This is a genomic window from Flagellimonas sp. S3867 (genome assembly GCF_014698935.1).
Taxonomy (GTDB): Bacteria; Bacteroidota; Bacteroidia; order Flavobacteriales; family Flavobacteriaceae; genus Flagellimonas.
On record NZ_JACVMN010000001.1, the window covers coordinates 422,355 to 445,548 of the forward strand.

The 23,194-nt window shown below is 39.1% G+C and carries 24 protein-coding genes; 20 read left to right on the top strand and 4 right to left on the bottom strand.

Annotated features, from left to right (window positions below; genetic code table 11):
• From IAG46_RS01900 to IAG46_RS01915, 4 genes are all read right to left on the bottom strand, one after another.
• Entirely contained in the window at window positions 1-1,200 is a 1,200-nt protein-coding gene (locus IAG46_RS01900) for an alanine dehydrogenase (protein WP_190808624.1), read from the bottom strand.
• Between the two features lie 43 nt (window positions 1,201-1,243).
• Window positions 1,244-1,783, bottom strand: coding sequence for a hypothetical protein (locus IAG46_RS01905; protein ID WP_190808625.1), 540 nt, complete (start codon window positions 1,781-1,783; stop codon window positions 1,244-1,246).
• 395 nt (window positions 1,784-2,178) lie between these two features.
• Window positions 2,179-2,589: a tRNA (adenosine(37)-N6)-threonylcarbamoyltransferase complex ATPase subunit type 1 TsaE gene (gene tsaE, locus IAG46_RS01910; RefSeq protein ID WP_368668160.1), complete on the bottom strand. Its 411-nt coding sequence runs from the start codon at window positions 2,587-2,589 to the stop codon at window positions 2,179-2,181.
• Between the two features lie 10 nt (window positions 2,590-2,599).
• Window positions 2,600-4,144: a PglZ domain-containing protein gene (locus IAG46_RS01915; protein WP_190808627.1), complete on the bottom strand. Its 1,545-nt coding sequence runs from the start codon at window positions 4,142-4,144 to the stop codon at window positions 2,600-2,602.
• Window positions 4,145-4,181: 37 nt separating this feature from the next.
• Between IAG46_RS01915 and IAG46_RS01920 the strand changes: the two genes are divergently transcribed.
• From IAG46_RS01920 to hisIE, 20 genes are all read left to right on the top strand, one after another.
• Window positions 4,182-5,408, top strand: coding sequence for an HD domain-containing protein (locus tag IAG46_RS01920; RefSeq protein WP_190808628.1), 1,227 nt, complete (start codon window positions 4,182-4,184; stop codon window positions 5,406-5,408).
• A 23-nt stretch (window positions 5,409-5,431) separates the two neighbouring features.
• Window positions 5,432-6,463: a UDP-3-O-(3-hydroxymyristoyl)glucosamine N-acyltransferase gene (lpxD, locus tag IAG46_RS01925; protein WP_190808629.1), complete on the top strand. Its 1,032-nt coding sequence runs from the start codon at window positions 5,432-5,434 to the stop codon at window positions 6,461-6,463.
• A complete protein-coding gene (locus IAG46_RS01930; protein ID WP_190808630.1) occupies window positions 6,450-7,850 on the top strand; it encodes a bifunctional UDP-3-O-[3-hydroxymyristoyl] N-acetylglucosamine deacetylase/3-hydroxyacyl-ACP dehydratase in 1,401 nt (466 codons plus the stop codon). The genes lpxD and IAG46_RS01930 overlap by 14 nt, the downstream gene beginning before the upstream one ends.
• Before the next feature lie 7 nt (window positions 7,851-7,857).
• The gene (gene lpxA / locus IAG46_RS01935) at window positions 7,858-8,643 is read left to right on the top strand and encodes an acyl-ACP--UDP-N-acetylglucosamine O-acyltransferase (RefSeq protein WP_190808631.1); all 786 of its coding nucleotides are present in this window, start codon (window positions 7,858-7,860) and stop codon (window positions 8,641-8,643) included.
• A 4-nt stretch (window positions 8,644-8,647) separates the two neighbouring features.
• Window positions 8,648-9,214 carry an elongation factor P gene (gene efp, locus IAG46_RS01940; protein WP_190808632.1) on the top strand — a complete coding sequence of 189 codons (567 nt, stop codon included), beginning with the start codon at window positions 8,648-8,650 and terminating at the stop codon, window positions 9,212-9,214.
• Window positions 9,215-9,220: 6 nt separating this feature from the next.
• On the top strand, window positions 9,221-10,162 hold the full coding sequence (locus tag IAG46_RS01945; RefSeq protein WP_190808633.1) for a UDP-3-O-(3-hydroxymyristoyl)glucosamine N-acyltransferase: 942 nt from the start codon (window positions 9,221-9,223) through the stop codon (window positions 10,160-10,162).
• 58 nt (window positions 10,163-10,220) lie between these two features.
• Window positions 10,221-11,093: a succinate--CoA ligase subunit alpha gene (sucD, locus tag IAG46_RS01950; RefSeq protein WP_190808634.1), complete on the top strand. Its 873-nt coding sequence runs from the start codon at window positions 10,221-10,223 to the stop codon at window positions 11,091-11,093.
• Between the two features lie 111 nt (window positions 11,094-11,204).
• Entirely contained in the window at window positions 11,205-11,951 is a 747-nt protein-coding gene (gene fabG, locus IAG46_RS01955; RefSeq protein WP_190808635.1) for a 3-oxoacyl-[acyl-carrier-protein] reductase, read from the top strand.
• Between the two features lie 6 nt (window positions 11,952-11,957).
• Window positions 11,958-13,988 (top strand): VWA domain-containing protein, encoded by a 2,031-nt coding sequence (locus tag IAG46_RS01960; protein WP_190808636.1) that lies wholly within the window; start codon window positions 11,958-11,960, stop codon window positions 13,986-13,988.
• A gap of 10 nt (window positions 13,989-13,998) precedes the next feature.
• The gene (locus IAG46_RS01965) at window positions 13,999-14,814 is read left to right on the top strand and encodes a prohibitin family protein (RefSeq protein ID WP_190808637.1); all 816 of its coding nucleotides are present in this window, start codon (window positions 13,999-14,001) and stop codon (window positions 14,812-14,814) included.
• Window positions 14,815-15,019: 205 nt separating this feature from the next.
• Window positions 15,020-15,877, top strand: coding sequence for an ATP phosphoribosyltransferase (gene hisG, locus IAG46_RS01970; RefSeq protein ID WP_190808638.1), 858 nt, complete (start codon window positions 15,020-15,022; stop codon window positions 15,875-15,877).
• A complete protein-coding gene (gene hisD / locus IAG46_RS01975) occupies window positions 15,877-17,166 on the top strand; it encodes a histidinol dehydrogenase (RefSeq protein WP_190808639.1) in 1,290 nt (429 codons plus the stop codon). The genes hisG and hisD overlap by 1 nt, the downstream gene beginning before the upstream one ends.
• Before the next feature lie 35 nt (window positions 17,167-17,201).
• On the top strand, window positions 17,202-18,248 hold the full coding sequence (hisC, locus tag IAG46_RS01980; protein WP_190808640.1) for a histidinol-phosphate transaminase: 1,047 nt from the start codon (window positions 17,202-17,204) through the stop codon (window positions 18,246-18,248).
• Window positions 18,248-19,384 carry a bifunctional histidinol-phosphatase/imidazoleglycerol-phosphate dehydratase HisB gene (gene hisB, locus IAG46_RS01985; protein WP_190808641.1) on the top strand — a complete coding sequence of 379 codons (1,137 nt, stop codon included), beginning with the start codon at window positions 18,248-18,250 and terminating at the stop codon, window positions 19,382-19,384. Before hisC ends, hisB begins: the two co-directional genes overlap by 1 nt.
• 97 nt (window positions 19,385-19,481) lie before the next feature.
• Window positions 19,482-20,066, top strand: coding sequence for an imidazole glycerol phosphate synthase subunit HisH (gene hisH, locus IAG46_RS01990; RefSeq protein WP_190808642.1), 585 nt, complete (start codon window positions 19,482-19,484; stop codon window positions 20,064-20,066).
• 35 nt (window positions 20,067-20,101) lie between these two features.
• On the top strand, window positions 20,102-20,482 hold the full coding sequence (locus tag IAG46_RS01995) for a GNAT family N-acetyltransferase (RefSeq protein WP_223826548.1): 381 nt from the start codon (window positions 20,102-20,104) through the stop codon (window positions 20,480-20,482).
• Entirely contained in the window at window positions 20,479-21,264 is a 786-nt protein-coding gene (locus IAG46_RS02000) for a HisA/HisF-related TIM barrel protein (RefSeq protein WP_190808644.1), read from the top strand. Before IAG46_RS01995 ends, IAG46_RS02000 begins: the two co-directional genes overlap by 4 nt.
• A complete protein-coding gene (locus IAG46_RS02005; RefSeq protein WP_190808645.1) occupies window positions 21,251-21,769 on the top strand; it encodes a DinB family protein in 519 nt (172 codons plus the stop codon). The genes IAG46_RS02000 and IAG46_RS02005 overlap by 14 nt, the downstream gene beginning before the upstream one ends.
• Window positions 21,770-22,525: an imidazole glycerol phosphate synthase subunit HisF gene (gene hisF / locus IAG46_RS02010; protein WP_190808646.1), complete on the top strand. Its 756-nt coding sequence runs from the start codon at window positions 21,770-21,772 to the stop codon at window positions 22,523-22,525.
• 2 nt (window positions 22,526-22,527) lie between these two features.
• Entirely contained in the window at window positions 22,528-23,127 is a 600-nt protein-coding gene (gene hisIE, locus IAG46_RS02015) for a bifunctional phosphoribosyl-AMP cyclohydrolase/phosphoribosyl-ATP diphosphatase HisIE (protein ID WP_190808647.1), read from the top strand.
• The last annotated feature ends 67 nt before the right edge of the window (window positions 23,128-23,194 follow it).

Sequence of the window (23,194 nt, forward strand, 5' to 3'; positions counted from 1 at the left end):
TTAAAAAATAAGAAAGTTAATATCGTTGTATGTAAGTCCGAACCAATCCCCAACAGATTTATTGGTCAATATGCCATGATACATATACAATCCGTTTCGTAAGCCTTTATCAAAGCGTAATGAATTTTCCATTCCGCCATCTTCTCCCAATTTTAAAAGATAAGGAGTGAAAATATTACTGATGGAAATCGAGGAAGTTCTAGGATAACGCGATGGAATATTGGGAACTCCATAGTGGATTACCTCAAATTTTTCAATGGTAGGTTTGTCGTGACTGGTCACTTCCGAAGTTTCAAAACAGCCACCCATATCAATACTCACATCAATAATCACAGCTCCTTTTTTCATGTTTTCGACCATGGTGCTGGAAACCACAATGGGGGAGCGGTCCTTTCCTCGGGTCGCTCCGATAGCAACATCGCACCGTTTCAATGCCTTCAATAAATTTTTAGGTTGAATGGTCGAAGTGTATACCGTTTGATTCAGATTGGTCTGTATGTTTCGCAACTTAGTAATTGAATTATCAAATACTTTAATGTTCGCGCCAAGCCCCAAAGCGGAACGGGCAGCAAACTCACCAACAGTTCCAGCTCCGATAATGACCACTTCAACCGGAGGTACTCCGCTTATATTTCCAAACATCAGACCGTTTCCTTTATTTGTGGTAGCCATCAATTCCGCAGCAACCAGTATGGAAGAAATGCCAGCTATCTCACTCAATGAGCGAACTGCGGGATATTTACCATCTTCATCGCGAATGTATTCAAAGGCAATTGCCGTCAAACGCTTTTTGGCCATGGCCTCAAAATATTCCTTGCTCTGCGTTTTAATCTGCAAAGCAGAAATAACCGTGGTCTGCGGATTCAGCAAATCAATTTCAGAAAGGGTAGGAGGTTCCACCTTAAGAATTAATGGACAAGAAAACACCTTTTTGGTGTCTCGGGTAATCTCCCCTCCGGCATTAGTATAGTCAGCATCTGAAAAATTAGCGCCTTCGCCTGCACCGGACTCAATCAACACCCGATGCCCATGGGCAGTAATGGCATTGACCGCATCCGGGGTAAGACAAATTCGTTTTTCTTGGTATTGATTTTCTTTGGGAATGCCAATAAAGAGTTCTCCCTTTTGCTTTAGAATCTCTAAAGTCTCTTCTTGAGGTAAAAGTTGTTGCTTGCTAAACGGAGAGGATGGTTGATTCATACAATGTAAATCTGTTGATGATCCCTAGGCTATGGGAACAAATTTACATTTTTTTTGCAACGGTCTTCTGACGCTTCTCAAGTTTCTCTCGTTCTTTACGGAGTTCTTCCTTTTCTTTTAGAATTTGAAGCTCTGTGTCCATTGCATCCAAATCAATTCCATGTACATGTTTGTCAAACAATTTAACCCTAATAAAATATACAATGGGTACTATGACCATGGTTACCGCGATTACATATAAAATTTCATTTTCATCCACATTTGAATCGGTTGCAATCGCAGAATACAACTGAAAACTAAACATGGCAATCGGAATCAATATAGCATGATACCACCATTGCTTATTGGTGACAAACCAAATAATCAATAAAATTAATGGAACAATTTTTTGCAGATAATACCAAAGTGCGGTTCTAGCATCTGCAAATCCATTGGAGGTGACTTCAAAGAAAATCAAATCCAATACCTCGGTATCATTAGATGTATACTTATAAGAATACGTCAAAACGGGTGATAATGCTATAAACAAGGTAATCAACCCTTCTATAATCAGCTTTTTTTGAATATGTTTTTTGCTGCGCATACACTAATAACTGTAGAAGCTATTTTTTATTGTATAAAAAAACCCCTTGTAAAAAGGGGTTTTTTAAAGAAATACAATTAATATTTCTCAATGCTTGTGAATCTTGCTTCTCTCTACTTGAGTAGTTTGATTCTCATCTATGTCAATAACGTTGGTAGCAACCGCTGTCATTGCCAAAAATGCAACAGCAAGTAATCCAAAAAATAGTCTTTTAGTGTTCATCGTAAAAGAGTTTTTGGTTAATAAATGAATTCATTTCAATAACAAATGTAGGAAATTTTACTTACCCTACGTGCATTTCACCGATAAAAATTGCATTTCATCCTAAAACAAAAGCATTTTATCGACAGATTTGCCGTTTATCGAAACTTCAAAAAAGATAGATGTAATTACTTTCAATCAGCACTAAACTCGATTGAACGAGTGTTTTCATCGATAAAGTGTAAGTAAACGGAGACAATTTCTTCGGGTAGTAGCGATTCAATTTTCTCTGGCCATTCTATAAAAATCCATGCATCGGAATTCAAGTAATCTTCCAGTCCCAAATCCAAAGCTTCCATTTCATTTTCAATCCGGTAAAAATCAAAATGATAGGCCAAAAGATTTCCATTTTGATCATGATATTCGTTGACCAATCCAAAAGTTGGACTGTTGGCATTATCAATTCCCCTTAAGTTTTTGACGATTGATTTAATCAAGGTCGTTTTTCCGGCACCCATATCACCGTAAAAGCAAAGGATTTGGTTTTTTACATTGTCCAATACATATTGTGCCGCTAGGTGCAGTTCATCTTTATGAAATGTCATCTTCAACATTCTATTTTGGCTCCAAAACTACAAAAGGTACAATCATTTCTTCAAGAGAAACCCCACCATGTTGATATGTATTTCGGTAATAACCCACATAATGGTTGTAATTGTTGGGGTAGGCAAAGAACATATCGTTTTTGGCAAAGATGAAACAACTGCTCAAGTTGATATTGGGGAGATGAATATTTTGCGGCTTTTCGGCAGCAAGCACATCTCTTTTTTCATAGGTAAGACTTCTACCTGTTTTATACCTTAAATTAAGACTGGTATCACGATCTCCTATAACCTTGGATGGCTGCTTTACATTTATGGTCCCATGATCAGTGGTCAGAACCAATTTCATCCCCATGTTTTGGGCTGATTGGATAATCTCTAACAAAGGTGAATTCTTAAACCAACTTAAAGTAAGCGAACGATATGCTTTATCATTTGATGCCAGTTCCTTGATGACTTCCATCTCTGTTTTGGAATGGGAAAGCATGTCCACAAAATTATAGACCAAGACGGTGAGGTCGTTATCCTTTTGGGACCTGAAGTTTTGGGCCAATTGTTTTCCTTGTCTAAGACTACTTATCTTATGGTATTCCCATTTTAAATCTAAACCGAGACGTTTTAGTTGAGCTCCCAAAAATTCAGCTTCAAACAAATTTTTCCCGCCCTCTTCGGTGTCATTTTTCCACCAATCCGGATGTCTTTTTTCCATGTCAAGTGGCATCAATCCAGAAAAAATGGCATTTCGGGCATACTGTGTAGCGGTGGGTAAAATACTGAAGTAGGAGTCTTCAAGTTTTTTCTTGTAATGCATGCTCAGCGTTTCTTCAAAAGCCAGCCATTGATCAAACCGAAGGTTGTCTATGACAACCAATAAGGTCTTGTTGCCTTCGAGTTCCGGTTGTATTTTTTTTCGGAAAAGTGTGTGCGACATAATAGGTCCATCACCATCTTGAAACCAATCGGGGTAATTTTTGTCTATAAACTTGCTGAACTGCGAATTGGCCTCAACTTTTTGGGATTCCAATATTTCGGTCATTCCGGTATCCTCGATTTCCTCGAGCTGTAGTTCCCAATAAATAAGTTTTTTATAGAGTTCGGTCCATTCCTCATGACTGTTCACCATTGAAAGGTCCATGGCAATTTTCCGAAACTCTTGCTGGTAATTTGCAGTCGTCTTTTCAGAAACCAATCGGGAATTGTCCAAGCTTTTTTTGAGTGACAACAGAATTTGGTTTGGGTTTACAGGTTTAATAAGGTAATCGGCAATCTTGGAGCCAATGGCCTCATCCATAATATACTCTTCCTCACTTTTGGTAATCATTACAACAGGGACGGAGGCATCCAATTTTTTTAACTCGTTTAGAGTTTCCAAACCGGAGATGCCGGGCATATTCTCATCCAAAAAGACGATATCGAAAAAGGATTTTCGAAGTTCCTCCAAGGCGTCCTGTCCACTTTGACTGGTTACGACCTTGTAGTTTTTGTTTTCTAGAAAAAGTATGTGCGGCTTTAATAGGTCAATTTCATCATCGACCCACAGAATAGTAATCTTGTTCATATAGTGTTTATCTTTGCGCTACTAAAAACTAACTTTCTTGGCAGACACCAATAAGCTCAAAGTATTTAACGATCCAATTTACGGTTTTATTGGAACTCCAAATCAACTTATTTTTGACCTGATTGCCCATCCGTACTTTCAGCGGTTGAGGAGGATTTCACAAATGGGGATGTCTTACCTTGTTTATCCCGGGGCACACCATACCAGATTTCACCATGCACTGGGCAGTATGCACTTGATGACCAAGGCAATCCAAATCCTTAGATGGAAGGGTGTAGAAATAGAACAAGAAGAAGAAACGGGGCTGTTATGCGCCATTCTTTTACATGATATTGGCCATGGACCTTTTTCCCATGCACTCGAAGGGTTCTTTATTAAAGGCATAAACCACGAGAAGCTTTCACTGGAGTTTATGCAAGACCTAAATAGAAAATTTGATGGCAGGTTGGATATTGCGATTTCTATTTTCAAGGGTGAGTACCCCAAACCATTTATGAATCAGTTGGTGTCCAGTCAGTTGGATATGGACCGTCTGGATTATTTAAAGCGCGACAGTTTTTATGCTGGTGTAACCGAAGGTAACATCAATTCGGAACGATTGATATCAATGTTGAATGTTGTTGATGGCAATTTAGTAGTAGAAGAAAAGGGAATCTATGCCGTAGAGAAATTTTTAATGGCCCGAAGATTCATGTACTGGCAGGTGTATCTGCACAAAACAGGATTGATGGCCGAACAGTTGCTCGTTCGAATTATGCATAGAACAAGACAATTACTGTCAGATGGGGTTGAAATTCAAGGAGGGCAGACCGTGCTGTCTTTTCTGCAACATGATGACAATATTATGTTAGATTCCAAAGTTTTGGCGCAGTTTGCCCTTTTGGATGATATTGATGTGCTGGCGGCTATAAAAGCATGGCAATTTCATGATGATTTTGTGTTATCAAAGCTTTGCCAAATGTTATTGAACAGGAATTTGTTGAACATCAAAATAAAAAACAAACCATTTGTCCCACAGAAAATTGAAGCCAAACTAACAACTGTCACAAACAATTTAGGCATTTCGGCATCAGAGGCATCCTATTTTGTATTTCAAGGTGAGATTTCGAACAAGGCCTATAGTGAAGAGCATCAGGCCATACGAGTACTCAAGAAAAATGGGAAAGTGACCGATGTTCTCAAAGAATCGGACCAATTGAGCCTTAAAGCACTATCTAAAACGGTGACAAAATATTATTGCTGTTTCCCCAAAGAAAGCGTTTAACAAATTTTGTTACTTTTGCACAAATGAAATTTACAGCCACCCAAATTGCCGGAATTTTAGAGGGAGAAGTTGAGGGTAATCCTCAGATTGCTGTTCACAAATTATCGAAGATTGAAGAAGGGGAAAAAGGATCGTTGACCTTTTTGTCCAATCCAAAATATACCTCGTATATCTATTCCACCAAAGCATCTATAACCATTGTCAATAAGGATTTTGTTCCAGAACAATCTTTATCCACAACATTGATCAAGGTTGATGATGCCTATAAATCCTTTTCCAAATTATTGGAATACTACAATCAGGTCAAAAACAATAAGGTTGGTATTGAAAGCCCCTCTTATGTTTCTGAAACTGCTGCTTATGGCGAAGGCTTTTATCTTGGTGCATTCTCCTACCTTGGTAATAATGTGAACATTGGTAAAGATGTTAAGGTTTATCCCAATGTATATATTGGTGATAATGTGACCATCGGAGATAATGTGGTCATTTTTGCTGGAGCTAAGATTTATTCTGAATCAATAATAGGAAACGGATGTGTTATACATAGCGGAGCCATTATCGGTGCAGATGGTTTTGGATTTACACCAAATTCCAATGGAGAATACAGCAAAGTGCCACAAACGGGAAACGTAATTTTGGAAGAGAACGTAGATGTTGGCGCTGGAACGACAATTGATCGCGCCACTTTAGGTTCTACAGTTCTCAGACAGGGAGTGAAGCTTGACAATCAAATACAAATAGCCCATAATGTAGAAATTGGTGAGCATACGGCTATTGCAGCGCAAACGGGAATTGCCGGTTCTACCAAGATTGGAAGAAATTGTTTGATAGGCGGGCAGGTTGGCATTGTAGGACATATAACCATTGGAGATAGAGTAAGGATACAAGCACAATCAGGTATTGGTAGAAATGTTAAAGATGATGAAGTTCTTCAAGGGTCTCCAGCATTAAATTATGGTGACTACAACAAATCATATGTTCATTTTAAAAACTTGCCAAAACTGGTAAATAAAATCAACGACATAGAAAAAAAGGTCGAAGGTGAGCAAAACTAGCACGAAACAACGCACAATAAAGGAAAATGTAACCCTAAAAGGAGTAGGGTTACATACCGGAGAAAATGTCACGATGACTTTTGTTCCGGCAAAGGAAAACCATGGATTTGCTTTTAAAAGAGTGGATCTTGAAGGTGAACCAATCATAGAGGCCGATGCCAACTATGTGGTAAACACCCAGCGTGGGACAAATTTGGAAAAGAAAGGTGTTAAAATCCAAACTTCCGAACATGTACTTGCAGCTTTGGTAGGTCTGGATATTGATAATATTCTAATAGAATTGGATGCTCCAGAACCACCAATTATGGATGGTTCCTCCAAGTTTTTTGTACAAGCCCTTGAAAAAGCTGGTATTGTAGAACAAGATAAAGATAGAGAGGAATATGTTGTCAGAGATGTCATTTCATATCGAGACGAGGCTACGGGCAGTGAGATTACGGTGATTCCTTCGGATACCTATCAGATCACCACTATGGTGGATTTTGGAACCAAGGTGCTTGGAACCCAAAATGCAACGCTCGAGAAAATTTCTGATTTCAAAACTGAAATAGCAGATGCTCGAACATTCAGTTTTTTGCATGAACTTGAAATGCTATTGGAGCATGGATTGATCAAAGGTGGAGACCTGAACAATGCAATTGTTTATGTGGATAAGGAGATATCCGAATCTACCATGAAGAAATTGGAGAAAGCTTTTGATAAAAAGAAGCTTTCGGTTAAAACCAATGGCATATTAGACAATCTTACACTTCATTATCCAAATGAGGCCGCTCGACATAAATTACTTGATGTTGTCGGAGATTTGGCTTTAACAGGAACTAGGATCAAGGGAAAAGTAATAGCAAATAAGCCAGGACATTTTACAAATACCCAGTTTGCAAAAAAGCTTCAGAAGATAATAAAACAAGAAAGGCGCAATTATGTTCCTGAGGTAGATTTGACAGTTCCTCCAGTAAAGGATGTCAATCAAATTATGGACATGCTTCCGCACAGACCTCCATTTTTATTGGTCGATAAAATATTGGAACTGTCCAAGGAACACGTAATTGGCTTGAAAAATGTGACCATGAACGAGCCCTTTTTTGTAGGGCATTTTCCAGGAGCACCCGTAATGCCCGGAGTACTTCAAATAGAAGCCATGGCCCAAACAGGAGGCATTTTGGTGTTGAGTACAGTTCCAGACCCCGAGAATTATCTCACCTATCTCTTAAAAATAGACAACGTACGATATAAACATCAGGTGGTGCCGGGAGACACACTTATTTTTAAACTTGATCTTTTATCTCCGATCAGAAGAGGTATCTGTCAAATGCAAGGCCGCGCCTATGCCAATGGCAGACTAGTTTCAGAAGCAGAAATCATGGCGCAAATCACAAAAGTAAAGTGAGAATAATATGAATCAACCACTTGCCTACGTACACCCAGGAGCAAAAATTGCCAAAAATGTGGTCATAGAGCCTTTTACCACCATTCATAACAATGTTACCATTGGTGAAGGAACATGGATTGGCTCCAACGTCACCATAATGGAAGGTGCTCGAATAGGAAAGAATTGCAACATTTTTCCAGGTGCAGTTATTTCTGCCATGCCACAAGATTTAAAATATCAAGGAGAGGAAACCACGGTACATATTGGTAATAATACCACCATTCGCGAATGTGCTACAATTAATAAAGGTACGGCCGATCGCATGAAAACGGTAATTGGAAATAATTGCTTGATTATGGCGTATTGTCATGTTGCACACGATTGTTTAGTGGGCGATGGCTGTATTTTCAGCAATGATTCCACCTTGGCAGGTCATGTAACCATTGGGGAAAATGTGGTTTTGGCCGGAATGGTCGCGGTACATCAATTTGTTTCTATAGGTAACCATGCATTTGTAACAGGTGGTTCCCTTGTAAGAAAAGATGTGCCTCCTTATGTAAAAGCTGCTAGGGAGCCTCTTTCGTATGTGGGAATCAATTCCATTGGATTACGAAGAAGAGGGTTTACGGCGGACAAGATTAGGGAAGTTCAGAACATCTACAGAATACTTTACCAAAAAAATTACAACAATTCGCAAGCTGCGTCAATTATTGAAGCAGAAATGGAGGCCACTCCAGAGCGTGATGAAATTTTGCAGTTCATCCGAGATTCACAACGTGGTATTATGAAAGGTTACTTCAGTTCAAACTAAGATTATGGCAAATACTTCAGATATACGAAAAGGGTTGTGCATCAAGTACAATCATGACATTTTTAAAATCATAGAATTTCTTCATGTTAAGCCAGGAAAGGGACCTGCTTTTGTTCGTACAAAATTAAAAAGTGTTACTACCGGAAAGGTTATTGATAATACCTTCTCAGCAGGGCATAAAATTGATGATGTGCGTGTGGAAACAAGGTCATATCAGTATTTGTACCCAGAAGGTGATACTTTCCATTTTATGAATACGGATGACTACAACCAGATTTCACTTGAGAAAAACTCTTTGGACGCTCCGGATTTGTTGAAGGAAGGGGAAATAGTCACCATTCTTTTTAATACAGAGGACAGCATGCCACTTTCTGTAGAAATGCCTGCAAGTGTTATTCTTGAAGTTACACATACTGAGCCTGGAGTAAAAGGAAATACGGCGACCAATGCCACCAAACCAGCTACGGTTGAGACAGGGGCTAGAATCAATGTTCCACTTTTTATTAATGAAGGAGATAAAATAAAAGTGGAAACAGAGAAGGGGAACTATATGGAACGAGTTAAAGAATAATCGGGAATGAAATTTCCTAAAACTTACACTTTAAAGGAGATAGCGGAAATCATTGATTCAAAGTTTGTTGGAGATGAAAACTTTCCAGTGCTAGGAATGAATGAAATCCATGTTGTTGAAGAAGGAGATATCGTTTTTGTGGATCACCCCAAATATTATGACAAGGCCCTGGAATGCAAAGCATCCGTAGTGCTTATCAACAAAGAAGTGGCATGCCCGGAAGGGAAAGCACTTCTAATTTCTGAAGAGCCATTCACCGATTTCAATAAACTAACCCATTTTTTTTCACCCTTCACAAAAGCGAACAATGCTATCGCTGAATCAGCGGTAATTGGCAAGGATACTGTCATACAACCCAATGTATTTATCGGGAATAATGTGCAAATAGGTGAAAACTGCCTAATACACGCCAATGTTTCCATTTACGATAATTGCGTTATTGGAGATAACGTCGTTATCCACAGTGGCACTGTTCTTGGCTCCGACGCATTTTACTATAAAAAAAGAACCGAAGGGTTCGAAAGACTTTTGTCCAGTGGACGCGTGGTTATAGAAGACAACGTGGATATCGGCGCATCATGCACCATTGATAGGGGAGTGACCGGGGATACCACAATAAAAGAATGGACCAAATTGGATAATCAGATCCAAATCGGACATGACACTGTAATCGGTAGAAAATGTCAAATAGCTTCCCATACAGGTATTGCAGGATGTGTAGTTATTGAAGATGAGGTTGTTCTGTGGGGACAAGTTGGAGTAATTAGCGCCATTACCATTGGAAAAGGAGCAGTGGTATATGCCCAATCAGGTGTTGCAAAAAGCTTGGAGGGTGGTAAAACATATTTTGGAAGCCCCGCAGAAGAGGCAAGATCTAAAATGCGTGAAATCACCACCATTAAAAACCTTCCTTCATTGCTTAAATCCTTGAAAGGAAATACCGAATGAATTACTTTAACTTTTAGAGGCAATAGTATACTTTTGTCGTGGCTAATAAATAAAAAATATGAGCGTCTTAGTAAACAAAGATTCAAAAATAATAGTGCAAGGTTTCACTGGAAGTGAAGGTACTTTCCATGCAGGTCAGATGATTGAGTATGGAACTAACGTGGTCGGAGGTGTAACCCCTGGAAAAGGAGGGCAAGAGCATCTGGGAAAACCTGTTTTCAATACAGTTGAAGATGCCGTTAAAGAAGTTGGCGCGGATACCACTATCATTTTTGTTCCACCAGCTTTTGCAGCAGATGCAATTATGGAGGCCGCAAGTGCAGGCATTAAGGTGATTATCACCATCACAGAAGGAATTCCTGTAGCGGATATGGTTAAGGCGAACGATTATATCAAGAAATTCGATTGTACACTGGTTGGTCCAAACTGTCCTGGTGTCATCACCCCAGAAGAAGCCAAAGTTGGAATTATGCCTGGCTTCGTTTTCAAAAAAGGAACTGTTGGTATTGTTTCTAAATCTGGTACATTGACCTATGAAGCTGCTGACCAGGTTGTTCGACAAGGACTTGGAATTACTACTGCAATTGGAATTGGCGGGGATCCCATTATCGGGACCACGACCAAGAGTGCTGTTGAGTTATTGATCAATGATCCAGAAACCGAATGTGTGGTAATGATCGGAGAAATTGGAGGTCAACTGGAAGCGGATGCAGCCAAGTGGTATAAAGAAAGTGGAAGTAAAAAACCGATAGTTGGCTTTATTGCAGGCGAAACTGCACCAGCTGGAAGAACCATGGGACACGCAGGTGCCATTGTAGGAGGTAGTGATGATACTGCCCAGGCCAAAAAACGCATTATGACAGAATGTGGTATTCATGTTGTTGAATCTCCTGCAGAAATTGGTGTAAAAGTCAAAGAAGTAATAGGATAATCAATAGTTAAATCTATTGTAAATCCCGTTTAATGCGGGATTTTTTTGTGCCAAAACATAAAACAAAAACTATATTTGGTTAGATAACCGGACAAACTAACATTGAACATTATGAAACTTTTAGAAGGCAAGAACGTAATCATCACAGGGGCCAGTAGAGGAATTGGAAGAGGTATCGCCCAAGTATTCGGCCAGCATGGGGCCAATGTGGCTTTTACCTACAGCTCGAGCGAAGCTCCGGCCCTTGAACTTGAAAAGGAACTGTTGAATATGGGGGTGAAGGCCAGGGCGTTTAAAAGTAATGCGGCAAGCTATTCCGAATCAGAGGAATTGATCAAGCAAGTCTTGGAGAACTTTGATTCAATAGACGTATTGATCAATAACGCTGGAATTACCAAAGACAATCTATTGATGCGAATGGGAGAGGAAGATTTCGATAAAGTAATCGAAATCAACCTAAAATCTGTCTTCAATATGACCAAAGCAGTGCAGCGTACCATGCTAAAACAACGCAAAGGTTCCATTATTAATATGAGTAGTGTAGTGGGTGTAAAAGGAAATGCCGGACAAACCAACTATGCCGCGTCCAAAGCAGGGATGATAGGTTTTACCAAATCCGTGGCTTTAGAACTGGGATCACGAAACATTCGTTGCAATGCCATAGCACCTGGGTTTATCGAAACTGAAATGACAGATAAACTCGATGAGAAAACTGTCCAGGGTTGGCGAGATGCCATTCCATTGAAAAGAGGAGGAAGTCCAGAAGATGTAGCCAACGCATGTATATTCTTGGCCTCTGACCTTTCGGCTTATGTTACGGGACAAGTGCTTAATGTTGATGGTGGTATGTTAACCTAACAGTGAATGGAAATACGTACGGTGCTCTTGATTCTTTTGGCTGTTCTTGCAGCTTTTGTCATCGTATATTATCAATATTTCTATAAAAATAAGAGAAAAGGTCAATTCTATACAGTATTGGCAGTATTGCGTTTTTGTACGCTCCTAAGCGTATTTGTAGTATTGGTGAACCCCAAATTCATCAAGAAGGAGTACTTTTTGGAAAAAGCCAACTTGGTCATCTTAACCGATAACTCTTCATCAATTGAACTCGGCGGTAGAGAGCAACTTGCGAATATCATTAGTTCCATCACTGGCAATAGCGATCTAAAAGAACGGTTCAGCATAGAACAATACACCTTTGCTTCGCAATTAGCGCAAAGCGACTCCTTAAACTTTCATGGAACAAACACGAATATTGCCAACGCAATTTCAAAAATTGATGAGATTTATGCTAGTGGGGCCAGTACGATTTTATTGTTTACTGACGGAAATCAAACATTGGGAAGAGATTATGAATTTCTGAATTTGGGTGAAAACATTTCGGTGCATCCCGTTGTAGTGGGAGATACGACCCAATATGAGGATATTTCAATCGGATTGGTGAATAGCAACACCTATGCCTTTTTAAAGAATAAGTTCCCCGTAGAAGTTGCTGTAAACTATACAGGAAACAGAACTATTTCCAAGACCATTAGTATTTCCCTTGATGGAATTACCAAGTTTAGACAAAAGTTGAATTTTGGAAGTAATGAAAACAGTAAGATCATAAATGCTGTATTGGAAGCGGAATCCGTGGGAGTTAAAAGCATTGTTGTTCAAGTAGAAACCCTATCAACAGAAAAGAATACGTTCAATAATAGAAAAGAAATTGCTGTTGAAGTCATAGACGAAAAAACCACGGTCACAATAGTTTCAGAAATCTCGCATCCAGATATTGGAGCTTTTAAAAAATCCATTGAGACCAACGAGCAACGTGTGGTCAATATTAAAAAACCGAGTGAAGCTTTAAACGGAAATGATGAAACTGACCTATTTATATTATACCAACCAACGAGCAGGTTCAAGCCCATATATGATTATCTAAATAAAAGGGGAACCAGCACCCTTACAGTTACCGGACCCAAAACCAATTGGAGTTTTCTAAATAGTGTACAAACCAGTTTTTTCAAAGAAAACTTCAATCAACCAGAAGAAATAGAGCCGGTATTGAACACCGCGTTCGATGCATTCGGACTTTCTGATTTTTCTATGGATAATTTCCCTCCCCTAGAAAGTAATTTGGGTGATATTGATTTAAAGATTGACAGTGATATTTTGGTTCATCAAAAAATTAGGGGAGTAGATTTGGATAAGCCCTTATTTGCCGTGTTAGAAGATGCATCAAAAAGAGAAGCAGTTTTATTTGGCGAGAATATTTGGAGATGGAGGGCTCAAACCTACCGAAATACCCAAAGTTTCAATGAATTCGATGAATTTATGGGCAAACTTATGGTGTATCTGACCAGTAATGGCAGAAAGAGCAGATTGGAATTGGATTACAAGCTAATTTTTGAAAATTCAAGTGAGGCAAAGATTCGAGCATATAGTTTTGACGAAAGCTTCAGTTTCGATTCAAATTCAACCCTAATTCTTAAATGCAGCTCCAAAGATGGTAACTTTGTACGCGAATTGCCAATGTTATTGAGGGGTAACTACTTTGAAGCCGACCTTAGTGATTTTCCGGCTGGGGAATATACATTTACGGTCACCAAACAGGGAGAAAACAGCAAACGCTCCGGTACATTTAAAATTCTTGAATTCAATCCAGAAAAATTGATGATTTCTGCGAATTATCAAAAACTACATCGACTAGCGGAAAAAGCAAATGGCGAAGTTTTTTATATGGATAAAATGAATTCTTTGGTTGATAAACTGAACACTTCCAATCAATTTATTCCTATACAAAAGAGCAGACAAAATGTCGTATCTTTAATCGATTTTCGAATCTTACTCGGATTAGTTGTTTTGACCCTCTCATTAGAATGGTTTATCAGAAAATTTAACGGATTAATATAAAATAAAACTCATGGATAGATTACCAAAAATTGCATTACCAGTAATAGTGGCCATAATTATTGCTGTAATATTAATTTCTAAATCAGCAATTACTATTGGCTCTGGTGAAGCAGGTGTGCTTTACAAAACTTTTGGAGGCGGTGTTGTAACAGATAAAGCTGCTTTAGGGGAAGGTTTTCATTTAGTGGCTCCTTGGAACAAAGTATATGTTTATGAAGTTAGACAGCAAGAGGTTTTTGAAAAAATGCAAGTACTTTCTTCCAATGGTTTAGAAATAAAACTTGACGCATCGGCATGGTTTCAACCAAAATTTGAAGATTTGGGAAGATTACACCAAGAAAAAGGAGAATCTTATGTAGATCGCATATTGTTGCCTACCATTCGTTCCGCTGCCAGAAGTGTGGTAGGGAGATATACTCCAGAACAATTGTATTCGAGCAAAAGGGATGCTATTCAACAAGAAATCTTTGAAGAGACAAAGAAAATTGTAGATGGCCAATACATTCAATTGAACGAGGTGCTTGTAAGGGATGTTACGCTTCCACCAACAATCAAAGAGGCAATTGAGAGGAAATTAAAGCAGGAACAAGAATCATTGGAATATGAATTTAGACTTGTTACCGCAAAGAAAGAAGCGGAAAAAGTAACTATTGAAGCTCAAGGTAAAGCCGATGCCAACCGTATTTTAAGTGCTTCCTTGACTGATAAAATACTTCAAGATAAAGGAATAGATGCTACTTTGGAGCTTTCTAAATCACCAAATTCAAAAGTTGTCATTGTTGGCAGCGGTGATTCTGGTCTACCTTTGATTTTGGGAAATAACTAAATTGTGTTTTTTTGATATAAAAATATATTCTACTTTTGAAGTCGTAATGAAAAACAAAAACACACATCACCACCATTTTTATACTTGCCCTCAAGCGAGATAGAAATGTATTGTTGTTTGTAAAACATATTCTAACCCGTTTGAGAAATCAAACGGGTTTTGTTTTTAATGCCGTTTTGGTTTCCGAACAAAAATTAAAAGTAAAATGACAAAGATTCGCATTGCAGTTCAAAAAAGTGGACGTTTAAACGAAGATTCCCTGAAGATGCTAAAGGACTGCGGCATATCCATAGATAACGGTAAGGATCAGCTAAAGGCCACAGCTAGAAATTTTCCGTTGGAGGTGTTTTACCTTCGAAATGGTGACATCCCGCAATACCTAAAGGACGGGGTGGTAGACATTGCCATAATCGGAGAAAACGTTTTGATTGAGAAGGGCAATGATATCTCAATTGTAGAAAGACTGAATTTTTCCAAGTGCAAGGTTTCGCTTGCCATTCCAAAATCCGTAGCATATAATTCAATAAAAGACTTCCAAGGTAAACGCATTGCTACTTCTTACCCTAATACGGTCAAAGAATATTTTAAAAAGAAAGGTGTAAACGCGGACTTGCACATAATTAATGGTTCTGTGGAAATAGCCCCCAACATTGGTTTGGCGGATGGAATCTGCGATATTGTTTCCAGTGGAAGTACACTTTTTAAAAATAATTTGAAAGAAGTAGAGGTTATTTTGAAAAGTGAGGCGGTACTCGCGGTGTCGCCAAAAATATCAGAAGAGCAAAGAGAAACTCTTGAAAAACTTCAGTTTCGAATTAAGTCGGTATTGCAAGCGAGGCAAAACAAATATGTATTGCTGAATGCTCCAAATGAAAAATTGGATGAAATTATCTCAATTCTACCTGGAATGCGAAGCCCTACGGTGTTGCCGTTGGCAGAAGAAGGATGGAGTTCCGTCCACACAGTTATAAATCGCGACACTTTTTGGGAAGTGATTGACGAATTGAAACAGGCTGGAGCCGAAGGAATTTTGGTTTGTCCAATCGAAAAAATGGTATTGTAATGCAGCGTATTGAATATCCACAGCGAGAAAATTGGTCTACGTTTTTAAAACGGCCCACACAAACTGTTTCCGATATTGAAAGCACGGTCAATTCAATTTTTGAAGAAGTCAAAACCGGTGGTGACTCTGTTGTGGCCAACTATACCGAAAAATTTGACAGGGTCAAGTTGAATTCTTTTGCGGTTTCCAAGAATGAATTAAAAGGAGCGTCCGAACAAGTATCTGATGATTTGAAACAGGCGATTGCCTTGGCCAAAAACAATATTGAAAAGTTTCACGTTGCCCAAAAAACTGAAAAAGTTGAAGTTGAAACCCTGCCCGGGGTGTTGTGTTGGCAAGAAAAACGGCCAATCCAAAAAGTAGGGTTGTACATTCCCGGAGGAACAGCACCCTTATTTTCCACCATTTTAATGTTAGCTATTCCTGCTAAACTAGCCGGTTGTAAGGAAATAATCTTATGCACACCCCCGGACAGCAATGGAAAAATCAATCCTACCATTTTGTATGTCGCTAACCTTTGCGGAGTAACCGAGGTATTCAAAGTTGGAGGCATCCAAGCCATAGCGGCAATGACGTTTGGAACCGAAACTATCCCAAATGTCTTCAAAATTTTTGGCCCGGGGAATCAATATGTAACCGTTGCAAAACAATTGGCAACAAAATATGGTGTTGCTATTGATATGCCAGCGGGGCCCAGCGAATTGCTGGTCGTTGCTGATGATTCGGCTGAGCCGTCCTTTGTAGCTTCAGATTTGTTGAGCCAGGCTGAACATGGAGGCGATAGTCAAGTAATTTTGGTATCTAAATCTGTAAGCTTGCTCAATGCAGTGGAAAAGGAAATTATGGAGCAGATAGCAGTGCTTCCGCGCAAAGAAATTGCGGAAAAGGCTATTGCCAATAGTAAACTGATTTTGGTTGAAAATGACAGCACCGCAGTTGATTTGATTAACGAGTATGGTCCTGAGCATTACATCATCTGCGTGGAAAACGAAGATTTTTATTTGAACAACATCCAAAATGCAGGCTCCGTGTTCATCGGAAATTATACCTCGGAAAGCGCTGGAGATTATGCCTCTGGCACCAATCATACCTTACCCACAAATGGTTATGCAAAACAATATAGCGGCGTTAATCTGGATAGTTTTATGAAGAGCATGACATTTCAGAAAATCAATAAGAACGGAATTGAGAATATTGGGAGGGCAGTTGAGTTAATGGCGGATGCCGAAGGTTTACAGGCACATAAAAATGCCATGACTTTGCGATTAAAAAGTATAGAAAAGAATTAAATGTCAGGTCGAGCGCAGTCGAGACCTAAACAAGGATGAAAAATTTTGATTTAAACATATTGGTTCGGGAAACGGTAAAAGACCTAAAACCCTATTCTTCGGCAAGGGACGAATATGTGTCCGATGGCTCCGATATGATTTTCTTGGATGCCAATGAAAACCCATTTGAAAACGGTGTCAATCGTTACCCTGACCCTCAACAAAGGAGTTTAAAGGCGATTTTGGCAAAGCAAAAAGGAGTTTTAGAAGAAAACACTCTATTGGGAAATGGAAGTGATGAAGTTTTGGATTTGATTTTCAGAGCTTTTTGTGAACCAGGTCAAGACAATATAATCACCATGCCGCCAACCTATGGCATGTACAAAGTGTTAAGTGGTATAAACGCCATTGAAAATAGGGAAGTTTTACTTACGCCAGATTATGAGTTGGACGTTCCAAGCATATTAAAGAATACGGGCACCAGGACAAAGTTGATGTTTATATGCTCTCCCAACAATCCTACCGGCAATGCATTCTCAAAACAACATATTAAAGAATTATTAGATGCTTTTAAGGGTTTGATTGTGATTGATGAGGCTTATATCGACTTTGCAGAACATGAAAGTTGGGTGACTTCCCTTGCGCAATACCCTAATTTATTGGTAACGCAAACACTGTCAAAAGCCTATGGGATGGCTGGTATTCGATTGGGGATTTGTTATGCTTCCAAAGAGGTGATAGCCATCCTGAATAAAATAAAGCCGCCGTACAACGTAAATCAGTTGACCCAAGATAGAGCGCTTGATCGAGTAGTAGCTCCAAAACTTGTTGCAGCAGAAGTGGATAGAATTTTGACGGAACGAGATACACTTGTCAAAACCTTGAATAGATTATCATTTGTAGAAACGGTAAACCCAAGCGATGCGAATTTTGTATTGGTCAAGGTGGATAATGCGGATAAGCGATACAATGAATTATTAAAAGCACAAATTGTGGTTAGAAATAGGAGCAATCAACCGTTATGTGAGAATACCTTACGTTTTACTGTTGGCACTTCCGAAGAAAATGAAAAATTGATCACGATTTTAAAAGAAATGGAATAATGGGCAAAAAGGTACTTTTTATAGATCGGGATGGAACGATTATCAGGGAACCCGCCGATGAGCAGATAGATTCCTTCGAGAAACTGGAATTCTATTCAAAGGCATTCACTTTTTTAGGAAAAATAGCAAAGGAATTGGATTTCGAACTCGTCATGATTACCAATCAAGATGGTCTGGGAACAGAAGTTTATCCCGAGGAAACTTTTTGGCCTGTACATAATTTTATACTTAAATCCTTTGAAAATGAAGGAGTTGTTTTTGACGAGGTATTTATTGATAGAACTTTTGCAAAAGACAATGCAGATACACGAAAGCCTGGTACAGGAATGCTCGCCGAATACTTTACCGAAGCTTATAACCTAAAGAGTTCGTTCGTAATTGGCGATCGATTGACCGATATTGAACTTGCCAAAAATTTAGGAGCAAAGGGAATTTTCATCAATGATGAAACCAACTTGGGAACGGATGAGATTACGGTTAAGCGTGCCGAGTTGGACACTTATATTGCGTTGGAGAGCAATGATTGGGAAAAGATATATGAATTTTTAAAATTGGAATCCAGAGTTTCCAAAATTTCAAGGAAGACGAATGAAACTGACATCATTATTAAACTTAATCTTGATGGAACAGGGAAGAGCAATATTGAAACAGGCTTATCCTTTTTTGACCATATGCTTGACCAATTGGCAAGACACGGCCAAATGGATCTGGAAATAAAAGTGAAGGGCGATTTGCAGGTAGATGAGCACCACACTATTGAAGATACGGCAATTGCGTTGGGAGAGGTATTCTCAAAAGCGTTAGGAAACAAACTAGGTATGGAGCGTTATGGTTTCTGTTTGCCTATGGATGATTGTCTTGCTCAAGTTGCTATCGATTTTGGTGGCAGGAATTGGTTGGTCTGGGATGCGGATTTTAAACGTGAAAAAGTGGGAGACATGCCGACCGAGATGTTTTTGCATTTTTTCAAATCGTTTTCAGATGGAGCGAAAGCAAATTTAAATATCAAAGCGGAGGGCACCAATGAACACCATAAGATTGAAGCAATTTTCAAGGCATTTGCAAAATCCATAAAAATGGCCGTAAAGCGAGATCCGGATAAAATGGTGTTGCCGTCAACCAAAGGAATGCTTTAGAAAGTATGAAATATGAAGTTTGAGGTGCGAAATAATCAATCCCATTTGTGAAATTGGCGCAATTCGTGTCAATGCAAAAAAATTAGAAAGGCATAAAGTGAAAATAGTTATAATCGATTACGGAGCGGGTAACATCCAAAGCATCAAGTTTGCCATAAGGCGTTTGGGGTACGATGCCGTATTGAGTGATAAGGTCGAAGAAATCCAAAATGCGGATAAAGTTATATTTCCCGGGGTAGGCGAGGCCAGTTCCGCAATGCAAAAACTTAGGGTCAGTGGGTTGGACAAGCTTGTTCCTGAACTAAGGCAACCCGTTTTGGGCATTTGTTTAGGCATGCAGCTGATGTGCAACTCATCCGAAGAGGGAAATACAGATGGCCTTGGTATTTTTGATTTGGATGTGGTGAGATTCCCAAACACGGTCAAAGTGCCACAAATAGGATGGAATCAAATTGAGGATTTAAAATCGGACCTATTCAAAGAAGTTCAGGATAAATCATACATCTATTTAGTGCACAGTTTTTATGCCCCCAAAGGAGAAAATACGATTGCGGTGAGTGAGTATGCCTTACCCTATAGTGCGGCTTTGCAAAAAAATAATTTTTATGGAACGCAGTTCCACCCTGAGAAAAGTGGGATGGTGGGCGAAAGAATTTTACAGAATTTTCTAGATCTGGCGTAATGGAGAGATTAACGATATCAACCGATAAAACTAAAATGGATATACCATTGATCCATCAATATTTAAGTCAACAGTCGTATTGGGCAAAGGGCAGAAGTGTTGAGTTGGTAGAGAAAAGTATTGATAATTCGCTTTGTTTTGGAGTATTTGATGAAAATGAAAATCAAATCGCTTTTGCCAGGATAGCGACCGATTTTGTGGTATTTGCCTGGCTTATGGATGTATTTGTAAAAGAATCCCATAAAGGAATAGGTGTTGGAAAACTGCTAATGGATGCCATTGTTTACCATCCAGATTTAACACCGGTAAAAGGTATTGGATTGCGAACCAATGATGCACATAACTTTTACAGAAAGTACGGTTTTGATTCCATTCCGGACCCTGAGACTTGGATGTTTAAAATGAGAAGTAAATGAGAATTATTCCTGCTATAGATATTATTGAAGGAAAGTGTGTCCGACTGTCCAAGGGTGACTATGATACCAAAAAGGTATATAATGAAAGCCCACTGGAAGTGGCCAAACAGTTTGAAGAGCATGGTATCGAATACTTGCATTTGGTTGATTTGGATGGAGCAAAATCCAAACACATCGTCAATCATAAGATATTGGAAACTATTGCTTTAAAAACCAATCTCAAGATTGATTTTGGAGGTGGCTTAAAAACCAATGAGGATTTACACATTGCCTTTGAAAGTGGAGCAACCCAGATAACTGGTGGAAGTATCGCTGTGAAGGATAAAGAAACCTTTTTGGGTTGGTTGAAAACTTATGGAGCTAAAAAAATTATTCTTGGTGCTGATGCCATGGATGAGAAAGTAGCAGTTTCAGGATGGCAGGAAGAATCGGACCAAGCTTTGCTTCCGTTCATTAAATCATATCAGAGCAAAGGAGTGAGCTATGTGATTTGCACGGACATTAGCAAAGATGGAATGCTTGAAGGACCCTCTTTCGAACTTTATGAAAGGATACTGGACAAGACCAAAAAAATTGAAACCCTGGTTACCGGAAGCGGAGTAGAAGATAGGGAAGTCATAGGAGTCAATTTGATAGCCAGTGGAGGTATATCGAGTTTTGATGAACTGCCCAAACTAGCCGAATTGGGTTGTGAAGGGACCATAATTGGCAAAGCCATTTATGAGAATCGAATCAGTTTAAAACAATTGGAAGCATATATTTTAGAAAATGGCAAGCGATAATATTTTTAAGAACGAATTTATTCAGAATGCCTGCTATCGGCTGGATGAAAGCTTACGCATGATCAAAATATGTTTGGACAAGCTGGATGAAGCAGTGATTTGGCAAAAACCCAACGAGTCTGCCAACAGCATCGGAAACCTGATTTTGCATCTGTGCGGTAACATCACTCAATATGGCATTGCCTCGCTGGAAGGTTTGGAAGATAATAGAAATCGAGATAAAGAATTTGAAACCCTTTCAGGATATTCTAAACAAGAACTTTTTCAAAAACTTTCAGAAACTGTGGAAAAAGCCAAACAAAACTTTTCCCATGCACCCGAGCACGAGTTACTTCGTAAAAGGTCGGTTCAAGGGTTTGAGTTCTCTGGAATTGGCAACATTGTTCATGTGGTGGAGCATTTCTCCTATCACACCGGACAGATTGCGCTATGGACCAAATTGTTGAATAATGGCGATTTGGGATTTTATGATGGGATGAATCTCAATGCAAAAAACAAGAATTGAATGTTGACAAAACGAATTATACCTTGTTTAGATATTAAAAACGGAAGAACCGTTAAAGGAATCAACTTTGTTGATTTGCGTGATGCTGGAGATCCTGTGGAACTAGCTGAAATATACGCACGCGAAGGTGCGGATGAATTGGTCTTTCTGGATATTTCTGCAACAGAAGAAAGAAGAAAGACGCTGGCCGATTTGGTCTACCATGTTGCTGAAAAAGTGAATATTCCATTTACCGTAGGCGGCGGAATTTCATCAATAGAAGATGTGGATATTTTGCTTAAAAATGGTGCAGATAAAGTTTCCATAAACTCTTCAGCAGTAAAAAGGCCTGACTTGATCAACGAGTTGGTGGCCAAGTTTGGATCTCAATGCATTGTGGTGGCCATTGACGCAAAACAAATAGAGGAAAATTGGAAAGTGCATCTTGTAGGAGGCAAAGTTCCTACGGAAACAGACCTTTTCGAATGGGCGAAAGAAGTAGAGGAAAGAGGAGCTGGAGAAATCCTTTTCACATCAATGGATCATGATGGCACTAAAAATGGCTTCGCCAATCAAGCTTTGGCCAAATTGTCGAGTGAACTTAATATTCCCATAATCGCATCCGGTGGAGCTGGTGCGGTGTCCCATTTCACCGATACTTTTATCGACGGAAAAGCAGATGCGGCATTAGCTGCCAGCATTTTTCATTTTAAGGAAATAGAAATAAAGCAGTTGAAAGAAGAATTAAAAAAAGATGGAATCCCTATCAGACTATAAAAATGGAAATAGACTTTAATAAAAATCAAGATGGTTTAGTACCCGTAATTGTTCAAGATGTAAAAACCAAAAATGTCTTGATGCTGGGCTATATGAACCAAGAAGCTTTGGATGCCACTGAGCAGACCAAAAAAGTAACCTTTTATAGCCGCAGCAAACAACGACTATGGACAAAAGGTGAAGAGAGTGGAAACTTTTTGGAATTGGTCGACATAAAAAATGATTGTGACAATGATACATTACTGGTTTTCGTAAACCCAGTTGGACCCACATGTCACAAAGGTACCGATACTTGTTGGGGCGAATCCAACAGCCAAGAATACGGTTTTTTATCCCAATTGGAGGAAATCATAACGGCTAGGAAAAATGATGTTGAGAATCCAGATAGCTATGTAGCTTCTTTGTTCAGAAAAGGAATTAACAAGATAGCCCAAAAAGTAGGAGAGGAGGCGGTAGAGACCGTTATCGAGGCAAAAGATTCCAATGACGAACTCTTCTTAAACGAAAGTGCCGACTTGTTGTTCCACTATCTTATTTTATTACAATCCAAGGGTTATCAGTTGAATGATATAGTAAAAGTGCTTCAAGAACGCCATAAATAGCTTGGTTAAACACTAGCGTTAAGTTTTATTTAAATGCATAGCCCTTAAACTGAAATAGTTTAATTTT

Coding starts and splice junctions, on each gene's coding strand:
- IAG46_RS01900 (WP_190808624.1), bottom strand. CDS start 1,200: ATGAATCAACCATCCTCTCCGTTTAGCAAGCAACAACTTTTACCTCAA.
- IAG46_RS01905 (WP_190808625.1), bottom strand. CDS start 1,783: ATGCGCAGCAAAAAACATATTCAAAAAAAGCTGATTATAGAAGGGTTG.
- tsaE (WP_368668160.1), bottom strand. CDS start 2,589: ATGACATTTCATAAAGATGAACTGCACCTAGCGGCACAATATGTATTG.
- IAG46_RS01915 (WP_190808627.1), bottom strand. CDS start 4,144: ATGAACAAGATTACTATTCTGTGGGTCGATGATGAAATTGACCTATTA.
- lpxD (WP_190808629.1), top strand. CDS start 5,432: ATGAAATTTACAGCCACCCAAATTGCCGGAATTTTAGAGGGAGAAGTT.
- lpxA (WP_190808631.1), top strand. CDS start 7,858: ATGAATCAACCACTTGCCTACGTACACCCAGGAGCAAAAATTGCCAAA.
- efp (WP_190808632.1), top strand. CDS start 8,648: ATGGCAAATACTTCAGATATACGAAAAGGGTTGTGCATCAAGTACAAT.
- IAG46_RS01945 (WP_190808633.1), top strand. CDS start 9,221: ATGAAATTTCCTAAAACTTACACTTTAAAGGAGATAGCGGAAATCATT.
- sucD (WP_190808634.1), top strand. CDS start 10,221: ATGAGCGTCTTAGTAAACAAAGATTCAAAAATAATAGTGCAAGGTTTC.
- fabG (WP_190808635.1), top strand. CDS start 11,205: ATGAAACTTTTAGAAGGCAAGAACGTAATCATCACAGGGGCCAGTAGA.
- IAG46_RS01960 (WP_190808636.1), top strand. CDS start 11,958: ATGGAAATACGTACGGTGCTCTTGATTCTTTTGGCTGTTCTTGCAGCT.
- IAG46_RS01965 (WP_190808637.1), top strand. CDS start 13,999: ATGGATAGATTACCAAAAATTGCATTACCAGTAATAGTGGCCATAATT.
- hisG (WP_190808638.1), top strand. CDS start 15,020: ATGACAAAGATTCGCATTGCAGTTCAAAAAAGTGGACGTTTAAACGAA.
- hisD (WP_190808639.1), top strand. CDS start 15,877: ATGCAGCGTATTGAATATCCACAGCGAGAAAATTGGTCTACGTTTTTA.
- hisC (WP_190808640.1), top strand. CDS start 17,202: ATGAAAAATTTTGATTTAAACATATTGGTTCGGGAAACGGTAAAAGAC.
- hisB (WP_190808641.1), top strand. CDS start 18,248: ATGGGCAAAAAGGTACTTTTTATAGATCGGGATGGAACGATTATCAGG.
- IAG46_RS01995 (WP_223826548.1), top strand. CDS start 20,102: ATGGATATACCATTGATCCATCAATATTTAAGTCAACAGTCGTATTGG.
- IAG46_RS02000 (WP_190808644.1), top strand. CDS start 20,479: ATGAGAATTATTCCTGCTATAGATATTATTGAAGGAAAGTGTGTCCGA.
- IAG46_RS02005 (WP_190808645.1), top strand. CDS start 21,251: ATGGCAAGCGATAATATTTTTAAGAACGAATTTATTCAGAATGCCTGC.
- hisF (WP_190808646.1), top strand. CDS start 21,770: ATGTTGACAAAACGAATTATACCTTGTTTAGATATTAAAAACGGAAGA.
- hisIE (WP_190808647.1), top strand. CDS start 22,528: ATGGAAATAGACTTTAATAAAAATCAAGATGGTTTAGTACCCGTAATT.